This is a genomic window from Nonomuraea sp. NPDC050790 (assembly GCF_044456745.1).
Classification (GTDB): Bacteria; Actinomycetota; Actinomycetes; order Streptosporangiales; family Streptosporangiaceae; genus Nonomuraea.
In genome coordinates this window covers 88323-109400 of sequence record NZ_JBITGF010000012.1, presented here as the reverse complement: position 1 = coordinate 109400, position 21078 = coordinate 88323, and the positions used below count along the sequence as shown (strand labels likewise).

The following is a 21078-nucleotide window of genomic DNA, read 5'->3' as shown; positions in this document are numbered from 1 at the left end:
AGCTACTTGGCCTTCTTGCCGAAGCGCTGCTCGAAGCGCGCCACCCGGCCACCGGTGTCGAGGATCTTCTGCTTGCCCGTGTAGAACGGGTGGCAGGCCGAGCACACGTCGGCGTGGATGACGCCGTTCTTCGCGGTGCTGCGGGTCGTGAAGGAGTTGCCACACGTGCAGGTCACCTGCGTGACGTGGTACTCCGGGTGGATGTCGCTCTTCATGTGAGTCCTTTCGGGGTGCGGTCGCCGGGTCGCCATAGGTGCTCTGCGCGCGGTCGCACACTGGATGTGGTGCGCGCGGCGGGAACCGGTACCGCTTCGGTTCAGCTACCAGTGTGCCAGACGTTGCAACCAACCCGGGCCACCAGGCATTCCCCCGATCTTGATGCCGAACTCACTCCCGTCACACTAGGCTCCCGCGCATCAATCATTCGTTTTCATCCCATAAAGGACATCAACCGAGATGATGAGAAAGGTGCGGTCGCTGCTCGCGACCGCCACGGGGGCCGCCGTTCTCCTCGCAGGCGCGGGATTCACAGCCACGGCTGCCACCGCCGCCACCTCCCTGACCGCCCGCACCGCGGCCGGGGACATCACCGGCGTCTCCGCCGGCAACACCTACGTGCCCGGCGAGGGCAGCGTCCAGGCCGGCATCAACTTCACGGTCAGGGACCCGCTGGGCACCGACCCGAACACGACGGTCCCTGCGAGCGTGACCGCCGAGATCTCACCGCCCGGCAAGGGCGCCCGCTCGGTGAGCGTCTCCTACAGCCAGCCGTCCAAGGGGAGCGACGGCAAGCTGCCCACCTCGGCGGCGGGCACGGGATCGTTCAGCATCTCCAGCGACGACCCGGCCGGCGACTGGTCGCTGACGTTCAGGGTCAGCCGGGGCGGATCGGTCAGCACCGACTCCTTCACCGTCAACGTGACGGGCAAGAAGCCGAGCATCAGCGCCTCCGTGACGCCCGACCCGGTCAAGCTCAAGAAGGGCCGCGAGGTCCAGGTCGACGTCCGCGCGCGGGTCAAGGACGCTTCCTCGGTCAGCGCCCGCCTCGTCAGCGACGACACCAGCGAGTACTACGACCTCGGCACGCTCAGCCAGGACAGCTACGGCGTCTACACCGGCAGCACGTTCTTCAGCGACGACACCGAGCCCGGCGCGTGGACCCTGGAGGTCAGCGCGACCCGCGGCGGCGAGACGTTCAAGGGCGAGGTGGCCTTCACCGTCGACGAGCCCGCGGGCGGCGTCTCCAAGAAGGCCAAGTCCAAGGTCACCCTCTCCGTGCAGAAGAAGGGCACGAAGGTCAAGCTGTACGGCAAGGCCACCCGAGCCGGCAAGGCGTACAAGGGCAAGATCCTGGCCGTCTACTACAAGGCCAAGGGCGCCAAGTCGTACAAGCGGATCACGTTCGTGAAGACGGACAAGGCCGGCAAGTACGGCGCCAAGGTCACCATCAAGAAGGACGGCTACGTCAAGGTGAAGGTCTCGGGCACCAGCAAGACCAGGAGCGCCTGGTCCCCGCAGAAGTTCGTGAACGTCAAGTAGCGTGACCCACGGCCCGCGCCCCGGCGCGGGCCGTCTCAGCGTCCGAGATAGGCCAGCACCGCCAGCACCCGGCGATGGTCGTCGGTCGCCTGGCCTAACGAGAGCTTGGCGAAGATGCCGGAGATGTGTTTCTCCACGGCGCCTTCCTTGACCGACAGCCGGGCGGCGATGGCGGTGTTGGACCGCCCCTCCGCCATGAGGGCGAGCACCTCCCGCTCGCGCGGCGACAGCGTCTCCAGCGGCGTGCCCCTGCGCTGCCTGCCCAGCAGTTGCAGCACCACCTCGGGGTCGATGACCGTGCCGCCCGCCGCCACCTGCCGCACCGCCGCCAGGAACTCGGCCACGTCGGAGATCCGCTCCTTCAGCAGGTAGCCCACGCCGGGACCGATGAGCTCGGCCGCGTAACGCTCCTCCACGTACTGCGACAGCACCAGGATCGGGAAGTCCGGCCGCCGCGCCCGCACCTCAAGGGCGGCGCGCAGCCCCTCGTCGGTGTTGCTGGGCGGCATCCGCACGTCCACGATCGCCAGGTCGGGTTCGTGCCGTTCGACCGCGCCGACCAGCGAGGGACCGTCGCCGACGGACTCCGCCGTCTCGATCCCGCCGTCGGCCAGCAGCCTGGCCAGCCCCTCCCGCAGCAGCACCGAGTCCTCGGCGATCACCACCCGCATGGGCCCATGCCTACCACTCGCACGGCAGCTCCGCGCGCACCAGCGTCGGACCGCCCACCGGACTGTTCACCACGAGCATGCCGTCGATGGTCGCCGCCCGGTCCGCCAGCCCCGCCAGGCCGCCGCCGTGGCGCAGGACGGCGCCGCCGATGCCGTTGTCCCAAATCTCGACCGTGACCATCTGACCGGCGCGCACCACCCGCACCGACGCCTCCGTGGCCGCCGCGTGCTTGGCCATGTTGGCCAGCGACTCGGCCACGATGTAGTAGGCGATGCTCTCCACGGCCGCAGGGGGCCGCTCGCCGACGTCCACGGCCGCGTCGACCGATATGGGCGCCCGCGCGGCCAGGGCCGACAGGGCGGCGTCCAGGCCCCGGTCGGTGAGGATCGCCGGATGGATGCCGCGCGCCAGGTCGCGCAGCTCGGCGATCGCGGCCCTGGTGCCGGTGTGGGCCTGCGCGATCAGCTCCCTGGCCTGCTCGGGGTCGTCGTCCAGCTTCGTGCGCGCCCGCCCCAGGTCCATGGCGACCGAGAGCAGCATCAGTTGCGCCCCGTCGTGCAGGTCCCGCTCGATCCTGCGCCGCTCGGCCTCGGCCGCGTCGATCCCCCTGGCCCTGCTGGCCCGCAGCCGCTCCTCCTCGCCGCCGCCCAGCAGCGTGGCGGCGAGCATCCCGTGCAGATGGCTCAGCCCCCGCACCGCGTACGCCAGCACGACGACCAGCACGAACCCGGAAACCACCGACAGCGCCCGCAACGCCATCGTGTCGACCAGCACCTCGCCGAATCTCATCACGCCCCGGAACGGCCCGACGATCAGCCCGAGGGACACGCTCCCCAGCACCACCACGACCACGAACTCCAGCAGGCTGAGCGGCCCGAGCAGCATGAGATACCCGAGATCCCGCCAGGTGGCAGGGTCGCGGAACAGCCATTTGAGATGGTTCATGACGCCCCGCTCGGGCCGCCTGCGGTAGGGATCCCGGATCCGCACCCCGAACGCCAGCCGCAGCAGCCGCCGTTCCAGCATCGCCGCCCCACGCCAGACCAGCACGGTCACCAGCAGCAGCGGGAACCCGATCCAGACCGCCATCATGACCACGGAGATCGTGCTCCCGAGCGCCACGACCAGAAACCAGGTCAACCCGAAGACCAGACTCACCAGCAGGTACGGCACCGCCCGCCAGGTACGCGGATCGACCAGAACCCCGATCGGCCCCAAGGGCCCCAAAGGCACGCGCTCACGCAACGGCACATCCACGGTCTCCAGCCTGCCCGGCCCGGCGACGCTCGGGAATGCCGCTGACGCCCGCTTCATGGTGGGGTTAACCCCCCTAAGAACCCGGCAACCAAGAACACCCCCGGACCCGGACAGGCTGGGTCACGGTGGCTGGGCAAGGCGCCTTGTCGCGGCGGGAAGGAAGTGCGGCGCCGGGCGCACGGGCGCGGCGGCGCGCGGGCGACGGCGGGCGGTGCTCTCGTGGGCTACGCCGTAACTTCAAGACCACACACGACGCGCGAAAACGCCGCGGGCGGCGGGGAGAACCCCGCCGCCCGCAAAAATGCCGCGCTAAGAGTGCGACGTTCAGTCGCGGTCGTTGCTCACCGTGGTCTTCTGGACCTGGAGGAGGAACTCCGCGTTGGACTTCGTCTCCTTCATCTTCTCCAGCAGCAGCTCCAGCGCCTGCTGCATGTCGAGCGCGTGGAGCACCCGGCGCAGCTTCCAGACGATCTGCAGCTCCTCCTTGGCCATGAGGATCTCTTCCTTACGCGTGCTGGACGCGTCCACGTCCACCGCGGGGAAGATGCGCTTGTCGGCCAGGGAGCGGTTGAGCTTGAGCTCCATGTTGCCGGTGCCCTTGAACTCCTCGAAGATGACCTCGTCCATCTTGGACCCGGTCTCCACCAGCGCGGTGGCGAGGATGGTCAGCGAGCCGCCGTTCTCGATGTTCCGCGCGGCGCCGAAGAAGCGCTTGGGCGGGTAGAGAGCGGTGGAGTCGACACCACCGGACAGGATGCGGCCCGACGCGGGAGCGGCCAGGTTGTAGGCGCGGCCCAGGCGGGTGATCGAGTCCAGCAGGACGACCACGTCGTGGCCCAGCTCCACCAGGCGCTTGGCCCGCTCGATGGCGAGTTCGGCGACGGTGGTGTGGTCCTCGGCGGGACGGTCGAAGGTGGAGTGGATCACTTCACCCTTGACCGAGCGCTGCATGTCGGTGACCTCTTCAGGCCGCTCGTCCACGAGCACGACCATGAGGTGGCACTCGGGGCTGTTGCGGGTGATCGCGTTGGCGATCGTCTGCAGCACCATCGTCTTACCGGCCTTGGGCGGGGAGACGATGAGGCCACGCTGGCCCTTGCCGATCGGGGAGACGAGGTCGATGATCCTGGTGGTCAGGATGTTCGGCTCGGTCTCCAGGCGCAGGCGCTCCTGCGGGTAGAGCGGCGTGAGCTTGTTGAAGTCCGGACGGCTGCGCGCCTGCTCCGGGTCCATGCCGTTGACGGTGTCGAGGCGGACCAGGGCGTTGAACTTCTCGCGGCGCTCGCCCTCGCGCGGCTGCCGGACGGCGCCGGTGACGACGTCGCCCTTGCGCAGGCCGTTGCGGCGGATCTGGGCCAGCGACACGTACACGTCGTTGGAGCCCGGCAGGTAGCCGCTGGTGCGCACGAAGGCGTAGTTGTCGAGGATGTCGAGGATGCCGGCGATCGGGATGAGCACGTCGTCGTCGCCGATGACCGGCTCGTTGCTGTCGAAGCGGTCACGGCCGCGGCCGCGGTTGCGCTCGCGGAAGCGACCGCGCCGGCCACGCCCGCGCTCGTCGTCGTCCGCACCGCCGCGGGGGTCGCCCCCACGCTGGTCGCCGCGGGAGTCACCACGGGAGTCGCCGCGGCTGTCACCGCGGGAGTCGCCGCGCTGGTCGCCGCGGGAGTCGCTACGGGTGTCACCGCGAGAGTCGCCGCGGCTGTCGCCACGCTGGTCGCCGCGGCTGCCCGCGTCCACCGTGCGCTGGTCGGCACGGCCGCCCTCGCCACGGTCGTTCCCCGCACGCTCGCCGCGCTCGCCGCCACGGTCGGCGCGGTCGCCACGCTCGCCGCGCTCACGACGCTCGCCACGGCTGCGGCGCTCCCTGCGGCTTTCCCGCTCGCCGCCGCGCTCACCGCGGTCGCCGCGCGGGTCGCCCTGCGGGTCGCTCTGGATGTCGCGCTGTACGGCCTCGCCGACCGGCTGCTGCTCCACTACGGCGGGAGCGGCCGCGACGACCGGCTCCACGGGGGCGGCGGCCACCGGCTCAGGGGCCGTGACCACCGGCTCTGCCGCCGGCGCGCTGGTCTCCTCGGTGCTCTTGGCCCGGGAGCGTTCCCTCCTCGCGCGGGTGGGCCGCTCGGCGGCGGGCGCCTCGGCCACGGCCGCCGGAGCCTCCGCGACGGGCGGAGCCGCCGGGACGCTGTCACCGGAACCGCCACCCTGCTTCTCCTGGATGGCCGCGATGAGCTGGCTCTTCCGCATGCGTCCGGTCCCGCTGATGCCGAGCTCGGCAGCGATCTTCTGCAGCTCGGGCAGCACCTTGGCGGACAGGCCGGTGCCGGAGCGACGCGCACGCGGCTTGGCCGCGGCACGAGTGGGGGTGTCGCCGGACGCGGGCTGCGCAGACGCGCCCGATGCGTCGGAGAGGAGTTCGGTGGTGTCGCTCAACTAAAAGGTCCTTCCCAGGGGTCGGGCGCCGGCTTTGCTGTACCGGGCGTCCCGGAGGTGCTGTCGATCCGGCGGGACAGACCGGGTCGGGATGCACGCTGCGATCTTCGGCCGCCGCGCAGGTCGGCCGCCACTATTGGGGAGGGGTTCGTCCAGGCCGCCACAGGACGGTGGCGCATGGAGGACACCCCCCAGATTGCTGTCGCCAGCCAGATGTCGAGGTGATTCGAACGCGCAGATCCCCATGGTCGTCGTCTCGTGCTGAACCAACCGGGTGTAGGTCCAAGGGAGACGCCGGGTTCCGGGGAGACAGCCGCGCTGCCCACGCCTCGCGACGTGCAGCATGAAGCAGCGATGTGTGGCTGACAAGCACGCACCCACCAAGGGGGCATCTGGTGCGGCTATCAGCCTAACATCACCAGCGCACACGGCTATTCCCTGAAGGTCTAAAGAGGTATCAGCGTGTCTCGGGGAACTGAACGTTCGCACCATCCGGGTCGACGTCCATTAGCTGGATGTGCCAGTCATTACCCACTTCTGGCGCGATCAAATCCTGTGTATCCGATGTGGAAAACACAAGAACCGTGGGCCCCGCTCCCGAAACGACCGCGGGCACGCCCACCGCACGCAGACGTTCTACCAGATCCGCGCTCTCGCGCATCGCAGGCGCGCGGTAGTTCTGGTGGAGACGATCTTCCGTTGCGGCCAGCAGCAGGTCGCTCTCCGGACGCAGGGTGAGCGCGGCGATCAGCAGCGCGGCCCGGCCGGCGTTGAAGGATGCGTCCTTGTGGGGCACGTCCTTCGGGAGCAACCCTCGAGCGGTCTCCGTGGACACCCGTGCCGATGGGACGAGCACGACCGGACGGATTCTCGCATCGGGGGTGACTTTCACCATATGCGGTGATCCCCCATGGTCGGTCCATGAAATCGTGAGATTTCCGGTCAAACACGGGGCGACGTTGTCGGGGTGGCCCTCCATCTCCGTGGCCAGGGCGAACACCTCGTCGTCCGACAGCGTCCGCGCGCCGTCCGGTGATGTTCGCTGAGAGCCGAGAGCGCGCGCGGCGAGGATGCCCGCGCAGATGGCCGCCGACGACGATCCCAGCCCGCGCGCGTGCGGGATCCGGTTACGGCAGCGCAGCCGGATCCCGGCGGGCTGCTCCATGCCCATCCGGTCGAACGTCTTGCGCATCGCCTTGACGACCAGATGGCCCTCGCCGAGGTCGAGTTCCCCCTCGCCCTGGCCTTCCACGACGACCTCGACGCCGTCTCCCGCGAGCTCGGCCTCGACCTCGTCGTACAGGCCGAGCGCGAGGCCCAGCGTGTCGAAGCCGGGACCGAGGTTCGCGGAGGTCGCGGGCACGCGAACAGTGATCAATGTGTTGTTTCCCTCAGGTCGCGTGGTCAGGCGAGGTTGAGCGCGCCCGCCGCGGCGTGGACGTCGATCGGGATCGTCACCGGGGCGGGAGCGCCGGAGATGGCCCAGTCGGGGTCCTTGAGCCCGTTGCCGGTGACCGTGCAGACGATGCGCCGGCCCGGGTCCACCAGGCCGTTGGCGTGGGCCTGCAGCAGGCCCGCCACGCTCGCCGCCGAGGCCAGCTCGACGAAGACGCCCTCCTCCTGGGCCAGCAGCTTGTACGCCGCCGCGATCTGCCGGTCGGTCACCGACTGGATGACGCCGCCGGAGTCGTCCCTGGCCGCCTCGGCGAGCTGCCAGGAGGCGGGGTTGCCGATGCGGATGGCCGTGGCGATCGTGTGCGGCCTGGTCACGGGCGCGCCGTTGACGATCGGGGCCGCGCCGCTGGCCTGGAAGCCGAACATGCGCGGACGCCGCGTGGAGACGCCGTCCTGCGCGTACTCCTGGTAACCCATCCAGTACGCGGAGATGTTGCCCGCGTTGCCCACCGGGATGCAGTGGATGTCGGGGGCGTCCCCGAGCGTGTCGACGATCTCGAAGGCGGCGGTCTTCTGGCCCTGGAGCCGGAAGGGGTTGACGGAGTTGACCAGCGCGATCGGGTACTCCGACGACAGCTTGCGGGTCATCTCCAGGCAGTCGTCGAAGGAGCCCTCGACCTGCAGCAGCGTCGCCCCGTGGACGAGCGCCTGGGCCAGCTTGCCCATCGCGATCTTGCCGCGCGGCACGAGCACCGCACAGGTCAGCCCGGCGCGCACCGCGTAGGCGGCGGCCGAGGCGGAGGTGTTGCCGGTGGAGGCGCAGATGACCGCCTTGGCGCCCTCCTCGACGGCCTTGCTGATGGCCATCGTCATGCCGCGGTCCTTGAAGCTACCCGTCGGGTTGGCGCCCTCGACCTTGAGGAAGACGTCGCAGCCGGTCAGCGCGGAGACCCGGTGCGCGGGCACCAGCGGCGTGCCGCCCTCCAGCAGCGTGACGACCGGCGTCGTCGTGGTGACCGGAAGACGCTCTCGGTACTCCTCGATGAGGCCACGCCACGACCTAGCCATGATGACTCCCTACCTGCGGTGTTGGGCACCGAGTGTACGGGCTCCCGGCTCGGGACGAGGAGCCGAGTCCACAGCGTGGACACCACTCCTTTTCATGAAATATTCAGCAACCCCGGCTAAGGTTTCCGGCCAGGGGGTCATCGACTATGAACGCGCGTCCTGCTGTGCGGCAGAACGACTTTTCACCGCTCACACCGCCTGAGCTGGGCGCCTGGTCGCCGTCGCTGTCGGTGAGCGTCGTGATTCCGGCCCATGGCGGGCCGTACCTGGAGTTCGCGCTGGCGGCGCTGGCCGCGCAGACCTATCCGGACCACCTCATGGAGGTCCTGGTCGTCGACGACGGCAGCAGCCCGCCGATCGAGCTGCCGGAGATCCGGCCGTTCAACACCCGCGTGGTCCGGGTCACCGACGGGTGGGGCATCTCCAACGCCGTCAACACCGGCGCGCTGGCCGCCGACGGCGAGATCATCCAGCGGCTCGACGCCGACATGGTGCCCTGCCGCGAGCACATCGAGGCGTTGGCCCGCTGGCACCACGTGACCGACTACCTGGTCACGATCGGGATGAAGCGCTTCGTCGAGCCGCCGCCGCTGAAGGCCGAGCAGATCTACCGGGCGGGACACCTGGAGGAACTGTTCGACCTGGACGCCGCCGTGGCCAGTTCGACCGAGGCCACGATCGCCAAGACCGATGGGCTGCGCAAGAGTCGCAACCCCTACCACGTGTGCACGGGGCCGACGCTCGCCCTTCCCAGGGAGATCTTCCACGCCGTCGGCGGCCTCGACCCGCACGTGCACCGCGGCGGCGACACCGAGTTCGCCTACCGGCTGGCGATGCACGGCGTCGTGTTCATCCCCGACCTGGCGGCCAAGGCCGTCCATCTCGGGCTGCCCGCGCAGCGGGTGGACAAGGACCGGGTCGTGCGGGCCGTCGAACCCGCCTTCGCGCACCGGATCCCGCTCCGCCGCGACCTGCGCAAGGATCGGGGGCGGCGGTGGCTGGTGCCGTACGTGGAGATCGTGTTCGAGATCGGCGACGCCCCCGCCGACGTGGTACGGCAGGCCGTGGCCTCAGCCCTCGACGGCAATCTGCAGGACGTCGTCGTCACGCTGGTGGCCCCGTGGTCCACGCTGCGCGACGAGCGCCGGTCCGTGCTGGGCGACCCGAGCTTCGAGCTGCGCATGATGCGTGACCTGTTCGCCTACGACGACCGCGTCCGCCTCATCGACGAGGCCGCGCCGACGCCCGCGCCCATCCCGTTCCGCTACCGGGGGCCGGTGGAGGTGCCGCTGCACCGGGCGACGTTGGAGCGGATGGTGGAGACGGCCCAGAAGGACCTCGACGGGGTGCTCGTGGTGGACGTGGGCGCCGGGCGCACCGCCCGCCTGGAGCGCACGTCGGCGTTGGCGCGGGCCGTGCTGCTGGCGGGCCGCTCGGACGACCCGGACGCCGTGATCGAGCACACCCACGGTGTACGGCAGGCCGACCCCTCCCGCTACTGGCCCCCACCCCCCACTCCCGACCCCACCCCCAAGGCCCCTGCCTCCACCCCCAGGGTCACGCCCGAGACCCCGGCCGCCGCCGAACCGCCGGCCGCCGCCGAGCCGCCGGTGCGGGCGGCCAAGCCCGCCGGTCCAGCCACGCCGGATCCGGCCCATGCTCCGGAGGAGAAGACCCTCCTGAACCGCCTCAAGTCCGCCCTCCGCCCCAACTGACCAGCCGCCCTCCACGCACGCCACCGCCCTGGCCGCCCTCCGTCAGGCCCCGGACGCCCTGAGGGCAGCTCTCGGAGTGCCCGCTCAGGGCGGCCTTCCCGGCCACTCACGGGTGTCGGGCTGTCCGGGTGCTTCGGGCGTCTGGGACTTCCGAGCGTGTCCGGGTGTTCCGGAGTCCGGGGTTCCGGAGTCCGGGGTTCCGAGGTCTGGGGGTTCCCGGTGTCTGGGGGTTCCCGGTGTCTGGGGGTTCCCGGTGTCTGGGGGTTCCCGGTGTCTGGGGGTTCCCGGTGTCTGGGGGTTGCGGGTGCCCGAAGGTTACGGGTGTCCGGGGTCTGGGGTTCCGGGTGACCAAGTGTTGTGTTCGGGGTTGTGGAGGGTGTTCCCCGGAGGGGGTGGGGTCAGGGGTGGGGGTTGCCGGGTTTTCTGGTCCAGGCGCGTTTCAGGGCGGCGGCGAGCAGGGCGCGGAGGCTGCGCTGGCTGCGGTTGGCCGCCATGAGCTGGCGGCGCAACGTTCCCACCTCACGCCGCAGGTCCACCGCGCTCTTGCGCCACTTGCCCGCCTCGTCGCGCCACTTGCCCGCCTCCTCCCGCCATTTCGCCGCCTGGGCGCGCAGTCGTTCGGTCTCCTTGGCCAGCCGGGCCGCCTCCGCCTGTGCCTCCACCCGGGCGCGCAGCGCGCCGCGGCGGCCCAGGGGTGCGGCGGGGGTCTGGGTGAAGCCGTAGCTCTCGCCCTCCACCCAGGTCACCCCGGACACGTCGTCCACGGCGTCGTCGAGGTCCTCCCCGGGCTCGGCCACGATGGCGGCCCTGGCGAAGGCGGCGGAGCGCTCCAGCCGGGCGCCGACCAGCCCGGCGGGTGACTCGCTGAGCAGCACGTTGACCAGTCCCAGGCCCTCTCCGGCGGCCAGGTCCAGCATGCGTGACAGGCCGTCCTCGGCGGGCGCCCATCCGGCGGGCAGGCGCAGGATCCAGGGCACCGCGGGGTCGACGGCGTCGGTGACGGCCAGCCGTACCCTCGGCTCGTGCTGGTAGTGGCCGTGGACCAGCACCAGGTCGAGGGCGGGGTCGCGCAGCGGCGCGCGGCGGTCGCGGCCGAGGGTGTCCCAGGGGCCGGTGAGCAGCACCTGGACGTCGGGGACGGTTCCGGCGAGGATCGCGTCCACGGTCGTGCGGACGGTCTCGTAACCGGCGGTGCCGTCCACGACGACAGCGACAAAGGGGACCTTCCACGCGCGGCCGGGGTGAGCGCGCAGCCAGCGGTAGGCGGGGATGCGGTCGGCGACGAAGGCGTGGCTGACCCGGTCGATGGGCGCCTTGTCGCGCATGCGCATGGTGAGGCCGAGGTGGTACGCGCGGGCCAGGGGTTCGGGGACGAAGACCGCGCCGGCCTGCGCCAGCCGGTAGCCCATCTCGGTGTCCTGGCCGAGCACGAGGTCCTCGTCCATGGGCCCGGCGGCGGCGATGAGGCGGGCGTTGACCGAGGTGGCGCCGCCGACGTGCAGGCTGAAGGGGCGCTGCGGGTTGTCGGTGAGCCCTCGGGTGCGCTCGACGAGGTCGACGATCCACGCGTGCGGGCGCGCGGGCTCGAAGGCCTTCTCCAGGTCGTCGGGCAGTTCGGCGGGGACCTGCGCCTCGGTGAACCTGATGTACCCGGTGACGGCGAGGTAGGGGGCGCGGTGGTGCCAGCGCATGTGCGCCTCGATCGCGCCGGGCGTGAGCAGCACGTCGGAGTCGAGCCAGTGGACGACGTCGCCGGTGGCCAGCGCCAGCCCGGTGTTGCGGGCGGCGGCGCGGCCGGGCCGCGGGCAGGGCGCGAGCGTGGTGTTCTCCGGGCGCTCCGCGGGCAGGCGCAGCGGCGGGTCGCTGCCGTTGTCGACGACGATGACCTCGGTCAGCCGCGCCGGGTAGGTCTGCCTGGCCAGCGCCTGGAGGACGAGGTCGAGTTCGTGCTGCCCGCCGTACGCGGGGACGATGACGCTGACCTTGAGCGAAGGCTCCCATCGCGCGGGCGGTTCGAGCACGCGGTAGTCGTTGCCCCGTACTCTCATGCGGCTTCCATGAGCCTGCTCGGGCGGAAGCCGCGCCACTGGTTGGCGGCCACCTTCAGGAAGTGCGACAGGGGCAGTTGCCAGGTGTGCTCGTCGCTGAGCGTACGGCGCAGCACGTACCCGAGCCCGTGGGTGCGGTAGATCCGCGCCCCCTGAGCCTGGGCGGCCTTGAGGAACGCCTTGTCGACCGCCCGAGGCAAGGCCGGAAATCCCCCTAAAGACCGAAATTTCGCCGCGTCGAGGAGAATCGTGCCCCCCGCGACGTGATCCGCCCACACCTCGCTCGGGTACGCCGCCCCGCTGGCGAAGGTGGTGCGGCGGATGGTGGTGTTGAGCGGTTCGAGGTAGAAGAACTCGCCGGTGGCGCCCACGATGTCGGCCCCGGTGGCCCGCATGGCCAGCAGCAGGTCCGACAGATGCTCGGGGCCGTAGAAGTCGTCGTCGTCCCACTTGACCAGGTAGTCGCCTCCGGCGCGGCCCGCCGCCTGGTTCAGCACCTCGCCGAACGCCGCCTGCGACTCCACGCACGACACCGGCAGCGGCGCCGACTCCACGGCCGCGCGCACCGCCTCGTACGGCACGCCGTGCAGCCCGATCACCGCCTCGACCTCGACGTTGCGCTGCCGCGCCATCTGCGCCAGCGCCTCGGACACCAGATGGGGCCGCTTGGTGGACATGACCACGCTGACCTTGGGCCGAGAGGCGCAGGCGACCTCTCCGGCGAAGCTCGCGGGGAACTCCCCCGGCGTCCCCGCCAGCCGGGCCGCCAGGCGGCGCAGCCGTACGCTGTGCTCCTCGCGGCGCAGGTCGGCCACGCAGCGCAGGCCGCAGCCCGGCGCGCAGGCCAGCCACTCACGGTCGGTGAGCAGCTCCGCCAGCCCCGCGGGCACCCAGGCGGGCGCGCGCACGGAAGCGGGCACCCAGGCGGGCGCGCGCACGGAGGCCGGCCCCGAAGCCCGGCCCCGCGCGGCGGACGGCTCGCAGGAGGCGCGGGCGGCGGTCAGGGGCACGCCGGCGGCGGCCAGTCGGACGATCTCCCCCAGCGGCACGGGCCCGTCGGGCCACTCGACCTCCAGGCCGCGTAGCGGGCGCAGCGCGGGCAGGTCGAGGCGGCCGGGAGGGGCCGCGGGCAGCCCCTCTCCCTCGGCCGTCCAGCCGCGGCCGGCCCAGCGCAGGCGGGCCATTCCCTTCTCCGGCGTGCGCCGGAAGCCGCAGGGGGTGACGGTCATGAACGTGGCGCTCCTCGCCGGCGGGGTTCGAAGACGGCGCCTACCTTACGCCGCTTTTACCGTGCGACAGGAGGGCGACCCCCCATTCGTTACGGCACCTGCCGCAGGTCACGCCACAGCGGCTCCCAGAATCCGTTCAGGAACTTATGGCACGTTAACTCGTACCTGTTTATTAGGGTGTCAATAACCCCTGGTGCCTCTCAAGTCGTGACAAGGATAGATATGCGGATGCTCTCGACTCGCCGGACAGCGGCGACGGCCGCGATTCTAGGAGTTATCGCCCTTGCCGCGCTCCTGGTCACCGGCGTCTTCACGCTCGCCGCGGCGGCCGTCGCCGCGGCGCTGCTGGTCTCGCTGGCCGCCCTCGCCTTCCTGGTGCTGACCGTGCGCCGCCTCGACGGCAAGGCCCAGCGCATCGATCTTCGCGTGAAGAAGAACGAGAGCTCGCACGCCGCCAACGCCGCCGCGCTCAAGCGCATCGAGAAGCGGCTGGAGGAGCTGTCGGCGGCCATGGAGGACGGCGCGGCCCGCCGTACCGAGGATCTCAGCGCCATCCTCGTATCCCTCGGCGAGGACCGCGTCAACGCCATGACCCACGCCCGCGAGGTCGAGCGGCTACGCGAAGAGGTGCGGGCGCTGGGCTCGGCATGAGGCGCATCAGGCACAACGACTACGGGCCCCTGGAGCCCGCGGCCCTGGGGAACTGGCGGCCGGACAAGCGCGTCTCCGTCGTCATCCCCGCCTACAACCACCAGGAAGGGCTCGACCGCACGCTGACCGCGCTGGCCAAGCAGAGCTACCCGGCCGAGCTGACCGAGGTGGTCGTCGCCGACGACGGCAGCACGCCGCCCCTGGTGGCGGCGGGCGCGCGGGTGGTGCGGGTGGACGGGGGCTGGGGCCGCGGCGCGGCCCGGCAGGCGGGCGCGGCGGCGGCGAGCGGCGACGTCGTCCACTGGCTCGACGCCGACATGATCCTGGACGAGCGGCACCTGGAAGCGCACATGCGCTGGCACCACCTGCTCGACCACGCGGTGGTGATCGGCGACACCAGGTTCGTGAACGAGCTCGGCGAGGAGGGCACCCGCACCGAGTACACGACCAGGACGCTCGAGTCCACGCGCATGCTCCGTGACGCGGGCGCCAGCGCTTACCTGCTGCACACCGGCGCCTCCAGCTCCGTCCCCGCCGCGATGTTGCGTGCCGCCGGCGGCGTGGACGTGACGCTCAACATGGCCGAGGACACCGAGCTCGGCTACCGGCTGGCCCAGGCCGGGGCGGTCTTCATCCCCGATCCGGAGGCGAAGGGCTGGCACGTCGGGCCGTCCACCGTGATGCTGCGGGCCAAGGAGGTTCACCGGCACAACTGGTCGTTCCTGGGTGACCTCATCCCCGACCTGCGCTGGCTGCGCGGCCATCCTCGCCGGCGGTGGCGGGTGCCGTACGTGCACGTGGTCACCGAGGCCGACGGCTACGAGCGCACCCGCGCCACCGTGGACGCGGCGCTGGCCGGCACGCTCGCCGACACCGCGGTCACCGTCACCGGCCCCTGGGACCTGCTGACCCCCGGCCGGCACGCCGCCCTCGACGACCCGCACCTCGACCTGCGCCTGCTGCGCAACCTCTACGCCGCCGAGCCCCGGGTCGCCTTCGCGCTCGACGCGCCCGCCTCCGTGGCGCCCGCGCCGTTCCTGCTGCGCGTCCCCGCCGGATGGGCCCCGGGCGCCGACACGATCGCCCAGCTCGTACGGCAGGCGGAAAAGGACACCCTGGGCCTGGTCTGCGCCGCCCTGGAGGAGACCGCGGCCGGCGTGGTCGCCGCCCGCCTGGAGCGCACCGCCGCCTTCGCCCGCGCCGCCCGCCACGCGGGCCAGGCCGGCGACCTGGCCGACGACCTCGTCGACGAGATGTTCGGCGCGCTGTGGGTGAGCGGTGCCGAGTTCGGCTTCGCCACCGGCGACGACATCGAGCCGCCCGCGGGCGACCCGGCCAAGTGGCGGGCGCTGGCGACCAGGCGCGCCGCCGAGGCGAAGGAGCTGGAGGCGGAGGTGGCCCGGCTGAAGGCCGAGGTGAAGCGCCTGTCCGAGCAGCCCGCCGAGCAGCCGGAACCCGCGGCGGGCCCGCTGGCCGCCCTGTTCAAGCACCTGAGGAAGACCGGATGACCGGGCCCAGGAGGTCGCCATGATCGCTTCCCTCATCGCGGACATGCCGCAGGCGTGGGTCTTCGCCGTCGGCATCGACGAGGATGTCAAGGGCGTCGACCTCGACCGCGACCTGGTGGAGCCGCCCACCGGCAAGGAACGCGCGCCCGAGGTGCTGGTGCTCGCCCGCACCCCCGCCGACCTGCGCCGGGTCGCCACCCTGCACAAGCTTCTGCCCGACACGCGCCGCGTGGTCGTCGCCGTGCTGGACGCGCCGCCGTCGCATCCGGCGCCGGTGCCCACGCCCACCCCGGCCAACCGGTGGCGCTCGCTCAGCGACCTGCGGGTGTATCAGCCCAAGGACCGGGTCTGGGTGGTGGACGCGAGGTTCTCGGCGCCCACGCCGGCCGGCCGTACCGTGACCGCGACCGCGCGGGCCTTCGCCGGGCACCGCCTGGACGTGATCGCGGCCCCCGCGGCGGCGATCGCCGGGGTCGGCGCGGCGGCGTGGCGGCCCGGCGACCCGAACGCCACCCCCACCGAGGTCGGCGGCCCGGTGCCGGGACGCGTCGGCGCGCCCGGCAGCGACCTGGTGCTGCGCACACTCGACGACCCCGACGTGAACGCCGACTCGCCCTGGGAGGGCGAGTCCCCGTGGGAGGGCGACGAGACGCCGGTCGAGCGGCCCACGCTGCGCGCGGCGAGCTGGGAGCACCTCGGCCGGCCCGGCGGCGCCGAGCTGCCGCTGGCCGATCCCGAGGTGCTGGCGGAGCCGTCCATGATCCCGCCCGTGGACGAGCGGCTGGTCAACCCGCAGGGCTTCGTCACCACGCCCTCGCGTGGCATGGCCGCGCTGACCGAGCGCGACGGCCGCTGGTCGGTCGTGCTCGAAGGCCGGGTCGTCACGGCGTTCGCCGAGTCTGGCGGCGTCACCGACTCCGACGTGGCGCGGCTGCGGCAGATCAGGGGCGTCGAGGTCGACTGGCAGCACGCCCACAGCGGGCCGCTGGCCGCGGTCCGGGTGCTGGCCGGGCTGGCCGCGGCGGGGGTGCCGGTGGTGTCGCCGTCGGTGCCGCGCTGGGCGGGCGCGCTCGGCGAGCCGCTGGTGCGCCTGATCGAGGCTGGTCCCGACCTCGCCGACCAGCTCACGCGCGAGGAGCACAGCATCAGGCTGCGCCGTACGGCACTGCGCACCCAGGGCGTGGCCGCCCGCTGGGAGCAGCTCGGCGCGCCCGCGCCGGTGCCGCCGCTGACCTCGGTGCTGCTGGCCACGCGGCGCGCGGACATGGTCGGCTTCGCGCTCGCCCAGATCGCCAGGCAGCGCGACGCCCAGTTCGAGGTGATCCTGGCCCTGCACGGCGTGCCCGCGGGCCACCCCGACGTGGCCGAGGCGATCGCCGCCTTCGACGGCTCCGTCACCGTGTACGAGGCTCCCGCCGACCAGATCTTCGGCGAGGTGCTGAACGAGGCGGCGGCCAGGGCCTCGGGCTCGTTCCTGCTGAAGATGGACGACGACGACTGGTACGGCCCGGACTTCCTGTCGGACCTGCTGCTGGCCCACTCCTACTCGGGGGCGCAGGTGGTCGGCACCGTGCCCGAGTTCGTCTACCTGTCCTCGATCGACGTCACCGTGCACCGCAGGCAGATCACCGAGCAGATCTCCAGCTTCGTGGCCGGCGGCACGATCCTCGTCGAGCGCTCGGCGTTCCAGGCCGTCGGCGGGTTCCGTCCGCTGCGCCGTTCGGTGGACACGCAGTTCCAGGAGGCGCTGCAGGCGGCGGGCGGGCAGATCTACCGCACCCACGGGCTCGGCTACATCCTCCACCGCGGCCTGGCCGCCAACCACACCTGGCAGGAGCCGATCGGCACCTTCCTGCAACGCAATCGCCACCAGTGGCGCGGCTTCCGCCCGTGCGCGCTGATGGAACTGGAAGGGAGCGCCCGGGTATGAGCAGGGACGTCGCGCGTGTCCGGCGCAACGACTACGGGGTCCTGACACCGCCCGCGCTGGGCGCCTGGACGCCCGAGCTGACCGTCACCGTCGTCATCCCCGCCCACGACCGGCAGGAGACGCTCGACCTCACGCTCGCCGCGCTGGCCGCCCAGAGCTACCCCGCCGGCCTGCTCGACGTGATCGTCGTGGACGACGGCAGCACGCCGCCGCTGCGCCTGCCGGACCTGCGCCCCGCCGCCACCCGGCTCCTGCCCAGCGCTCCGGGCGGTTGGGGCCGCGCCTGGGCCCTGCAGACCGGCATCGACGCCGCCACCGGCGAGGTGATCCTCGTCCTGGACGCCGACATGGTGCCGCACCGCGCCCACGTCGAGGCGCAGGCGCGCTGGCACCACCTCGCGCCCTACCTGGTCGTGCTCGGCTGGATCGACTTCACCTTGGGCGCCGACCTGCCCGAACCGGCCGAGGTGCGCGAGGCGCTCGACGCGGGTAACGAGCACAAGCTGTTCGAGCTGTCGGCGCTCCGCCACGACTGGGCCGAGAAGATCATCGAGGAGCACGACGGCCTGCGCACCGCGCCGAACGCGCTCGCCGCCCGCGTCCACGTCGGCGCCACCGCCTCCTACCCCGCCGCGCTGCTGCGCGCGGTCGGCGGGCTCGACACCTCGCTGGTGCTCGCCGAGGACACCGAGCTGGGCTACCGCCTGTCCCAGGCGGGCGCGGTGTTCGTGCCCGACCAGGAGGCGCGGGCCTGGCATCTCGGCCTGCCCACCGCGATGCGGGACTGGGCTGCGCTCAAGCGCTACAACGACCCGTTCGTGGCCGACCGCGTGCCGCACCGGCGCTACCTGCGCGTCAACCAGGGCCGCCAGTGGCTCGTCCCCTACGTCGAGTGCGTGGTGGACGGCGAGCACGCTTACGAGGACGTCCGCGCGAGCGTGGACGCCCTGCTCGCCGCCTCCCTGCCCGACGTGCGCGTCACCGTCACCGGGCCGTGGCGGGAGCTGGGCGCCGGCCGTCGCAGCCCGCTGCGCGACCCCGACCTGGACCTGCGCCTGATCCACGCCACCTTCGAACACGACCCTCGCGTACGGCTCGCGCCGCCCAGCGAGACGCCGCCCGGCGAGGCGCCACCCAGTGAGGCGCCGCCCGGCGAGACGCCGCCCAGTGAGGCGCCCCCCGGCAAGGCGCCCCCCGGCGAGGCGCCGCCCGGCGTGCCCGCCCCCTACCGGCTGACGGTCCCGCCCGGCTGGATGCCCGGCCAGGAGACCCTGCGCCGCCTGACCGAGTACCTCGACGAGCACGACCTGGGCGCGCTCTGCGTCGCGCTGGCCGAGGAGAGCGACGGCGTGGTCGTGGCCCGCCTCGAACGCACCGCCGCCCTGTCCAGGGCCGCCCTGGTCGCCGGCCCGGACGAGCACCTGGACGACGTGCTCCACGAGGTGTTCGGCGTGGAGTGGGTGGACGGCGAGTCGTGGGGGTTCGCCCGCCGTCCCAAGGTCTACCCGCCGCGCCGCCCGCCTCTGACCGAGGTGGAGCAGCAGGCGCTCCAGCACGAGAAGGAGCTCACCCGGCTGCGCCGCAGGGCCGCCGCGCTGCAGGCGGAGATGTCGCAACTGCGCAGGGAGGCGGGCAAGGCCGAACGCGACGCCACGCGGTGGCGGGAGAAGGCGGAGGCGTGGCGTCAGGAGGCCGTCCGCCTGACCAGGGAGAAGGAGCGCACCGTGCTGAAACGCGCGGTGCGCAGGGTCCGCGACCTGACCTTTCCCGACCAGTAGCGGCTCAGGTGTGGCCGTTCTCCCAGGCCCACGCGGCGATCCCGACCCGGTTGCGCACGCCGAGCTTGCGCTGGACGTTGGCCACGTGCGTCTTGGCCGTGCCCGCCGAGATGAACAGCTCGGCCCCGATCTCCGGGTTCGACCGGCCCTGCGCCACCAGCCGGACGATCTCCAGCTCGCGGTCGCTCAGCGTCTCCCCCGCCACCCCGGTACGGCCCCGCTCGGGCGTCAGGTGGCGCAGCAGCCGTACGGTCACCGACGGGCTGATCAGCGCGTCGCCCGCCGCGGCCGCCCTGATGCCCTCGGCCAGCAGCCCGGCTCCCGCGTGCTTGAGCAGGAAGCCGCAGGCGCCCGAGCGCAGCGCGGTGTGCACGTACTCGTCGAGGTCGTAGGTGGTCACGACGATCACCCGGACGGTGTCGGACAGCCGCCTGGTCAGTTCGAGTCCGTCCATGCGCGGCATGCGGATGTCGGCCACGACCACGTCGGGGGCGAGCCTCCCGGCCAGCTCCAGCGCGGCGACGCCGTCCGGCGCCTCGCCGACGACCTCCAGGTCGGGCTGGGCGTCGATGATGGTGCGGAAGCTCCGCCGTACGGCGGGCTGGTCGTCGGCCACCAGGACCCTGATCGTCACGTCCGTCCTCCGGGGAAGGCCACCTTCACCAGCCATCCGCCGTCTCCCGACCGGCCGGCGCCGAACGTGCCGCCCAGCGCCTCGACCCGCTCGGCCAGCCCGGCGAGGCCCACGCCGGGGCGCGCGCCCGCGGGCAGGCGCGGCGGTGCGGGCGCGCCCGCGCTGTCGAGGGCGCTGTCGGCGACCGTGAGCACGGTGGCGCCCGCCTCGTCCACCACCCGGATCGCCACGCTCGACCCCGCGGGCGCGTGCTTGCGGACGTTCGTCAGCGCCTCGGCGACGATGCGGTAGACCGTGGTGGCCACCTCGCGCGAGAGCGTCCGCGGCGGCGCCAGTTCCAGCTCCGTCCGCGGGTATCCGGCCTCGGCGAAGCGGCGTACGAGGCCGGGCAGGTCGTCAAGGCCGGGCAGCGGCTCGGCGGAGGCCGGTTCGCCCTCCAGCTCGCGCAGCATCCGTACGGTGCGGTCCATGGAGGCCAGCGCGCGCGTGCCGTCCTCCTCGATGGCCCGCAGCGTCGCCGCCGCCTCGCGCGGTGCGCTGTCCAGCAGGATCTGCGCCGCCTGCGCCTGCAGGACCATGGCGCTGACGTCGTGGGCCACGAAGTCGTGCAGGTCGCGGGCGAGCTGCACCCGCTGGGAGCGCCTGGCCTCGCGCACGGCCCGCTCGCGGCGGCCGTCCAGCACCCGCAGGTACGCGCCCAGGCCGACGGCGCCGGCCGTACCGAAGGACCAGAACAGCCCGAACGCGACCGACTCCGTCACCGACCGCGTGGGCACGACCTGCAGCGCCAGCAGCGCCTCGGCGACGGCGGCCACCGCCACCGCGGGCACGCCGCGCGGCAGAGGCGCCCAGCGGACCGTCATCGTGATGAGCGTGAGCACCGCCAGCGTGTGGAAGTAGGTGGCGGGTCCGGCCTGCCCGACCGGCTCGCGCAGCCACACCAGCGTGCACGCCGCGCCGGCGACGCCGACGAGCGCGGTGAGCGGCGCCAGCCACGGCCGCGTCGCGGGCGCCCATGCGACGGCCGCGCTCGCCGCGACCACCGCCGCGAGCGCGGGCAGCGCGATCAACGGCTCGGGGAACGGCGACCTGAGCGCGACCGGCCAAATGGCGCACAGGAGCACCAATGCGCAGGCCAGCACCCGTTTCATGTCCGCCACTCTAGCCACGGCTTGGTGCGGGCGAATCTGCCGATCGGCAGATGTCCGCGCGGCCGTCCCG

16 protein-coding genes are annotated in these 21078 nt (G+C 72.5%); 6 read left to right on the top strand and 10 right to left on the bottom strand.

The genetic code is table 11. The features are described from left to right. Positions 1–2: 2 nt before the first annotated feature. Complete coding sequence (rpmE, locus tag ACIBEJ_RS44385; RefSeq protein ID WP_157249899.1) at positions 3–215, bottom strand: 50S ribosomal protein L31; 213 nt, start codon at positions 213–215, stop codon at positions 3–5. 241 nt (positions 216–456) lie between these two features. Between rpmE and ACIBEJ_RS44380 the strand changes: the two genes are divergently transcribed. Continuing rightward, positions 457–1539 (top strand): hypothetical protein, encoded by a 1083-nt coding sequence (locus ACIBEJ_RS44380; protein ID WP_397188999.1) that lies wholly within the window; start codon positions 457–459, stop codon positions 1537–1539. Positions 1540–1574: 35 nt separating this feature from the next. On the opposite strand, the gene ACIBEJ_RS44375 is transcribed toward ACIBEJ_RS44380, so the two are convergent. The 5 genes from ACIBEJ_RS44375 to thrC all read right to left on the bottom strand — a co-directional run bounded on the left by ACIBEJ_RS44375 (position 1575) and on the right by thrC (position 8364). Next, on the bottom strand, positions 1575–2210 hold the full coding sequence (locus tag ACIBEJ_RS44375; protein WP_397188998.1) for a response regulator: 636 nt from the start codon (positions 2208–2210) through the stop codon (positions 1575–1577). A 10-nt stretch (positions 2211–2220) separates the two neighbouring features. Beyond that, on the bottom strand, positions 2221–3525 hold the full coding sequence (locus ACIBEJ_RS44370; protein WP_397188997.1) for a sensor histidine kinase: 1305 nt from the start codon (positions 3523–3525) through the stop codon (positions 2221–2223). Between the two features lie 267 nt (positions 3526–3792). After that, entirely contained in the window at positions 3793–5901 is a 2109-nt protein-coding gene (gene rho / locus ACIBEJ_RS44365) for a transcription termination factor Rho (RefSeq protein ID WP_397188996.1), read from the bottom strand. 457 nt (positions 5902–6358) lie between these two features. Next, positions 6359–7279 (bottom strand): homoserine kinase, encoded by a 921-nt coding sequence (thrB, locus tag ACIBEJ_RS44360; protein ID WP_397188995.1) that lies wholly within the window; start codon positions 7277–7279, stop codon positions 6359–6361. A 26-nt stretch (positions 7280–7305) separates the two neighbouring features. Next, positions 7306–8364: a threonine synthase gene (thrC, locus tag ACIBEJ_RS44355; protein ID WP_397188994.1), complete on the bottom strand. Its 1059-nt coding sequence runs from the start codon at positions 8362–8364 to the stop codon at positions 7306–7308. Between the two features lie 239 nt (positions 8365–8603). Between thrC and ACIBEJ_RS44350 the strand changes: the two genes are divergently transcribed. After that, complete coding sequence (locus tag ACIBEJ_RS44350; protein ID WP_397188993.1) at positions 8604–10079, top strand: glycosyltransferase; 1476 nt, start codon at positions 8604–8606, stop codon at positions 10077–10079. A 398-nt stretch (positions 10080–10477) separates the two neighbouring features. Here ACIBEJ_RS44350 and ACIBEJ_RS44345 read toward each other — a convergent pair whose 3' ends face one another. Both ACIBEJ_RS44345 and ACIBEJ_RS44340 read right to left on the bottom strand, forming a co-directional pair. Next, positions 10478–12127, bottom strand: coding sequence for a glycosyltransferase (locus ACIBEJ_RS44345; RefSeq protein ID WP_397188992.1), 1650 nt, complete (start codon positions 12125–12127; stop codon positions 10478–10480). Then, positions 12124–13356: a glycosyltransferase family 2 protein gene (locus tag ACIBEJ_RS44340; protein ID WP_397188991.1), complete on the bottom strand. Its 1233-nt coding sequence runs from the start codon at positions 13354–13356 to the stop codon at positions 12124–12126. Before ACIBEJ_RS44340 ends, ACIBEJ_RS44345 begins: the two co-directional genes overlap by 4 nt. Before the next feature lie 228 nt (positions 13357–13584). On the opposite strand from ACIBEJ_RS44340, the gene ACIBEJ_RS44335 reads away from it, so the two are divergent. Genes ACIBEJ_RS44335 through ACIBEJ_RS44320 form a run of 4 tightly spaced genes read left to right on the top strand, consistent with a single transcriptional unit; the run spans position 13585 to position 19223 of the window. Further along, complete coding sequence (locus tag ACIBEJ_RS44335) at positions 13585–14007, top strand: hypothetical protein (protein WP_397188990.1); 423 nt, start codon at positions 13585–13587, stop codon at positions 14005–14007. Next, a complete protein-coding gene (locus ACIBEJ_RS44330) occupies positions 14004–15515 on the top strand; it encodes a glycosyltransferase (protein WP_397188989.1) in 1512 nt (503 codons plus the stop codon). The genes ACIBEJ_RS44335 and ACIBEJ_RS44330 overlap by 4 nt, the downstream gene beginning before the upstream one ends. Positions 15516–15534: 19 nt before the next feature. Beyond that, a complete protein-coding gene (locus ACIBEJ_RS44325) occupies positions 15535–17445 on the top strand; it encodes a glycosyltransferase (protein ID WP_397188988.1) in 1911 nt (636 codons plus the stop codon). After that, positions 17442–19223: a glycosyltransferase gene (locus ACIBEJ_RS44320; RefSeq protein ID WP_397188987.1), complete on the top strand. Its 1782-nt coding sequence runs from the start codon at positions 17442–17444 to the stop codon at positions 19221–19223. Before ACIBEJ_RS44325 ends, ACIBEJ_RS44320 begins: the two co-directional genes overlap by 4 nt. A 4-nt stretch (positions 19224–19227) precedes the next feature. On the opposite strand, the gene ACIBEJ_RS44315 is transcribed toward ACIBEJ_RS44320, so the two are convergent. Both ACIBEJ_RS44315 and ACIBEJ_RS44310 read right to left on the bottom strand, forming a co-directional pair. After that, on the bottom strand, positions 19228–19857 hold the full coding sequence (locus ACIBEJ_RS44315) for a response regulator (RefSeq protein WP_397188986.1): 630 nt from the start codon (positions 19855–19857) through the stop codon (positions 19228–19230). Then, positions 19854–21008 (bottom strand): sensor histidine kinase, encoded by a 1155-nt coding sequence (locus ACIBEJ_RS44310; protein WP_397188985.1) that lies wholly within the window; start codon positions 21006–21008, stop codon positions 19854–19856. The genes ACIBEJ_RS44315 and ACIBEJ_RS44310 overlap by 4 nt, the downstream gene beginning before the upstream one ends. Positions 21009–21078: the final 70 nt, after the last annotated feature.

Excerpts from the sequence above, each read along its gene's own strand:
- rpmE (WP_157249899.1), bottom strand. The coding sequence starts at position 215 with ATGAAGAGCGACATCCACCCGGAGTACCACGTCACGCAGGTGACCTGC.
- ACIBEJ_RS44380 (WP_397188999.1), top strand. The coding sequence starts at position 457 with ATGATGAGAAAGGTGCGGTCGCTGCTCGCGACCGCCACGGGGGCCGCC.
- ACIBEJ_RS44375 (WP_397188998.1), bottom strand. The coding sequence starts at position 2,210 with ATGCGGGTGGTGATCGCCGAGGACTCGGTGCTGCTGCGGGAGGGGCTG.
- ACIBEJ_RS44370 (WP_397188997.1), bottom strand. The coding sequence starts at position 3,525 with ATGAAGCGGGCGTCAGCGGCATTCCCGAGCGTCGCCGGGCCGGGCAGG.
- thrC (WP_397188994.1), bottom strand. The coding sequence starts at position 8,364 with ATGGCTAGGTCGTGGCGTGGCCTCATCGAGGAGTACCGAGAGCGTCTT.
- ACIBEJ_RS44345 (WP_397188992.1), bottom strand. The coding sequence starts at position 12,127 with ATGAGAGTACGGGGCAACGACTACCGCGTGCTCGAACCGCCCGCGCGA.
- ACIBEJ_RS44340 (WP_397188991.1), bottom strand. The coding sequence starts at position 13,356 with ATGACCGTCACCCCCTGCGGCTTCCGGCGCACGCCGGAGAAGGGAATG.
- ACIBEJ_RS44335 (WP_397188990.1), top strand. The coding sequence starts at position 13,585 with ATGCTCTCGACTCGCCGGACAGCGGCGACGGCCGCGATTCTAGGAGTT.
- ACIBEJ_RS44330 (WP_397188989.1), top strand. The coding sequence starts at position 14,004 with ATGAGGCGCATCAGGCACAACGACTACGGGCCCCTGGAGCCCGCGGCC.
- ACIBEJ_RS44325 (WP_397188988.1), top strand. The coding sequence starts at position 15,535 with ATGATCGCTTCCCTCATCGCGGACATGCCGCAGGCGTGGGTCTTCGCC.
- ACIBEJ_RS44320 (WP_397188987.1), top strand. The coding sequence starts at position 17,442 with ATGAGCAGGGACGTCGCGCGTGTCCGGCGCAACGACTACGGGGTCCTG.
- ACIBEJ_RS44310 (WP_397188985.1), bottom strand. The coding sequence starts at position 21,008 with ATGAAACGGGTGCTGGCCTGCGCATTGGTGCTCCTGTGCGCCATTTGG.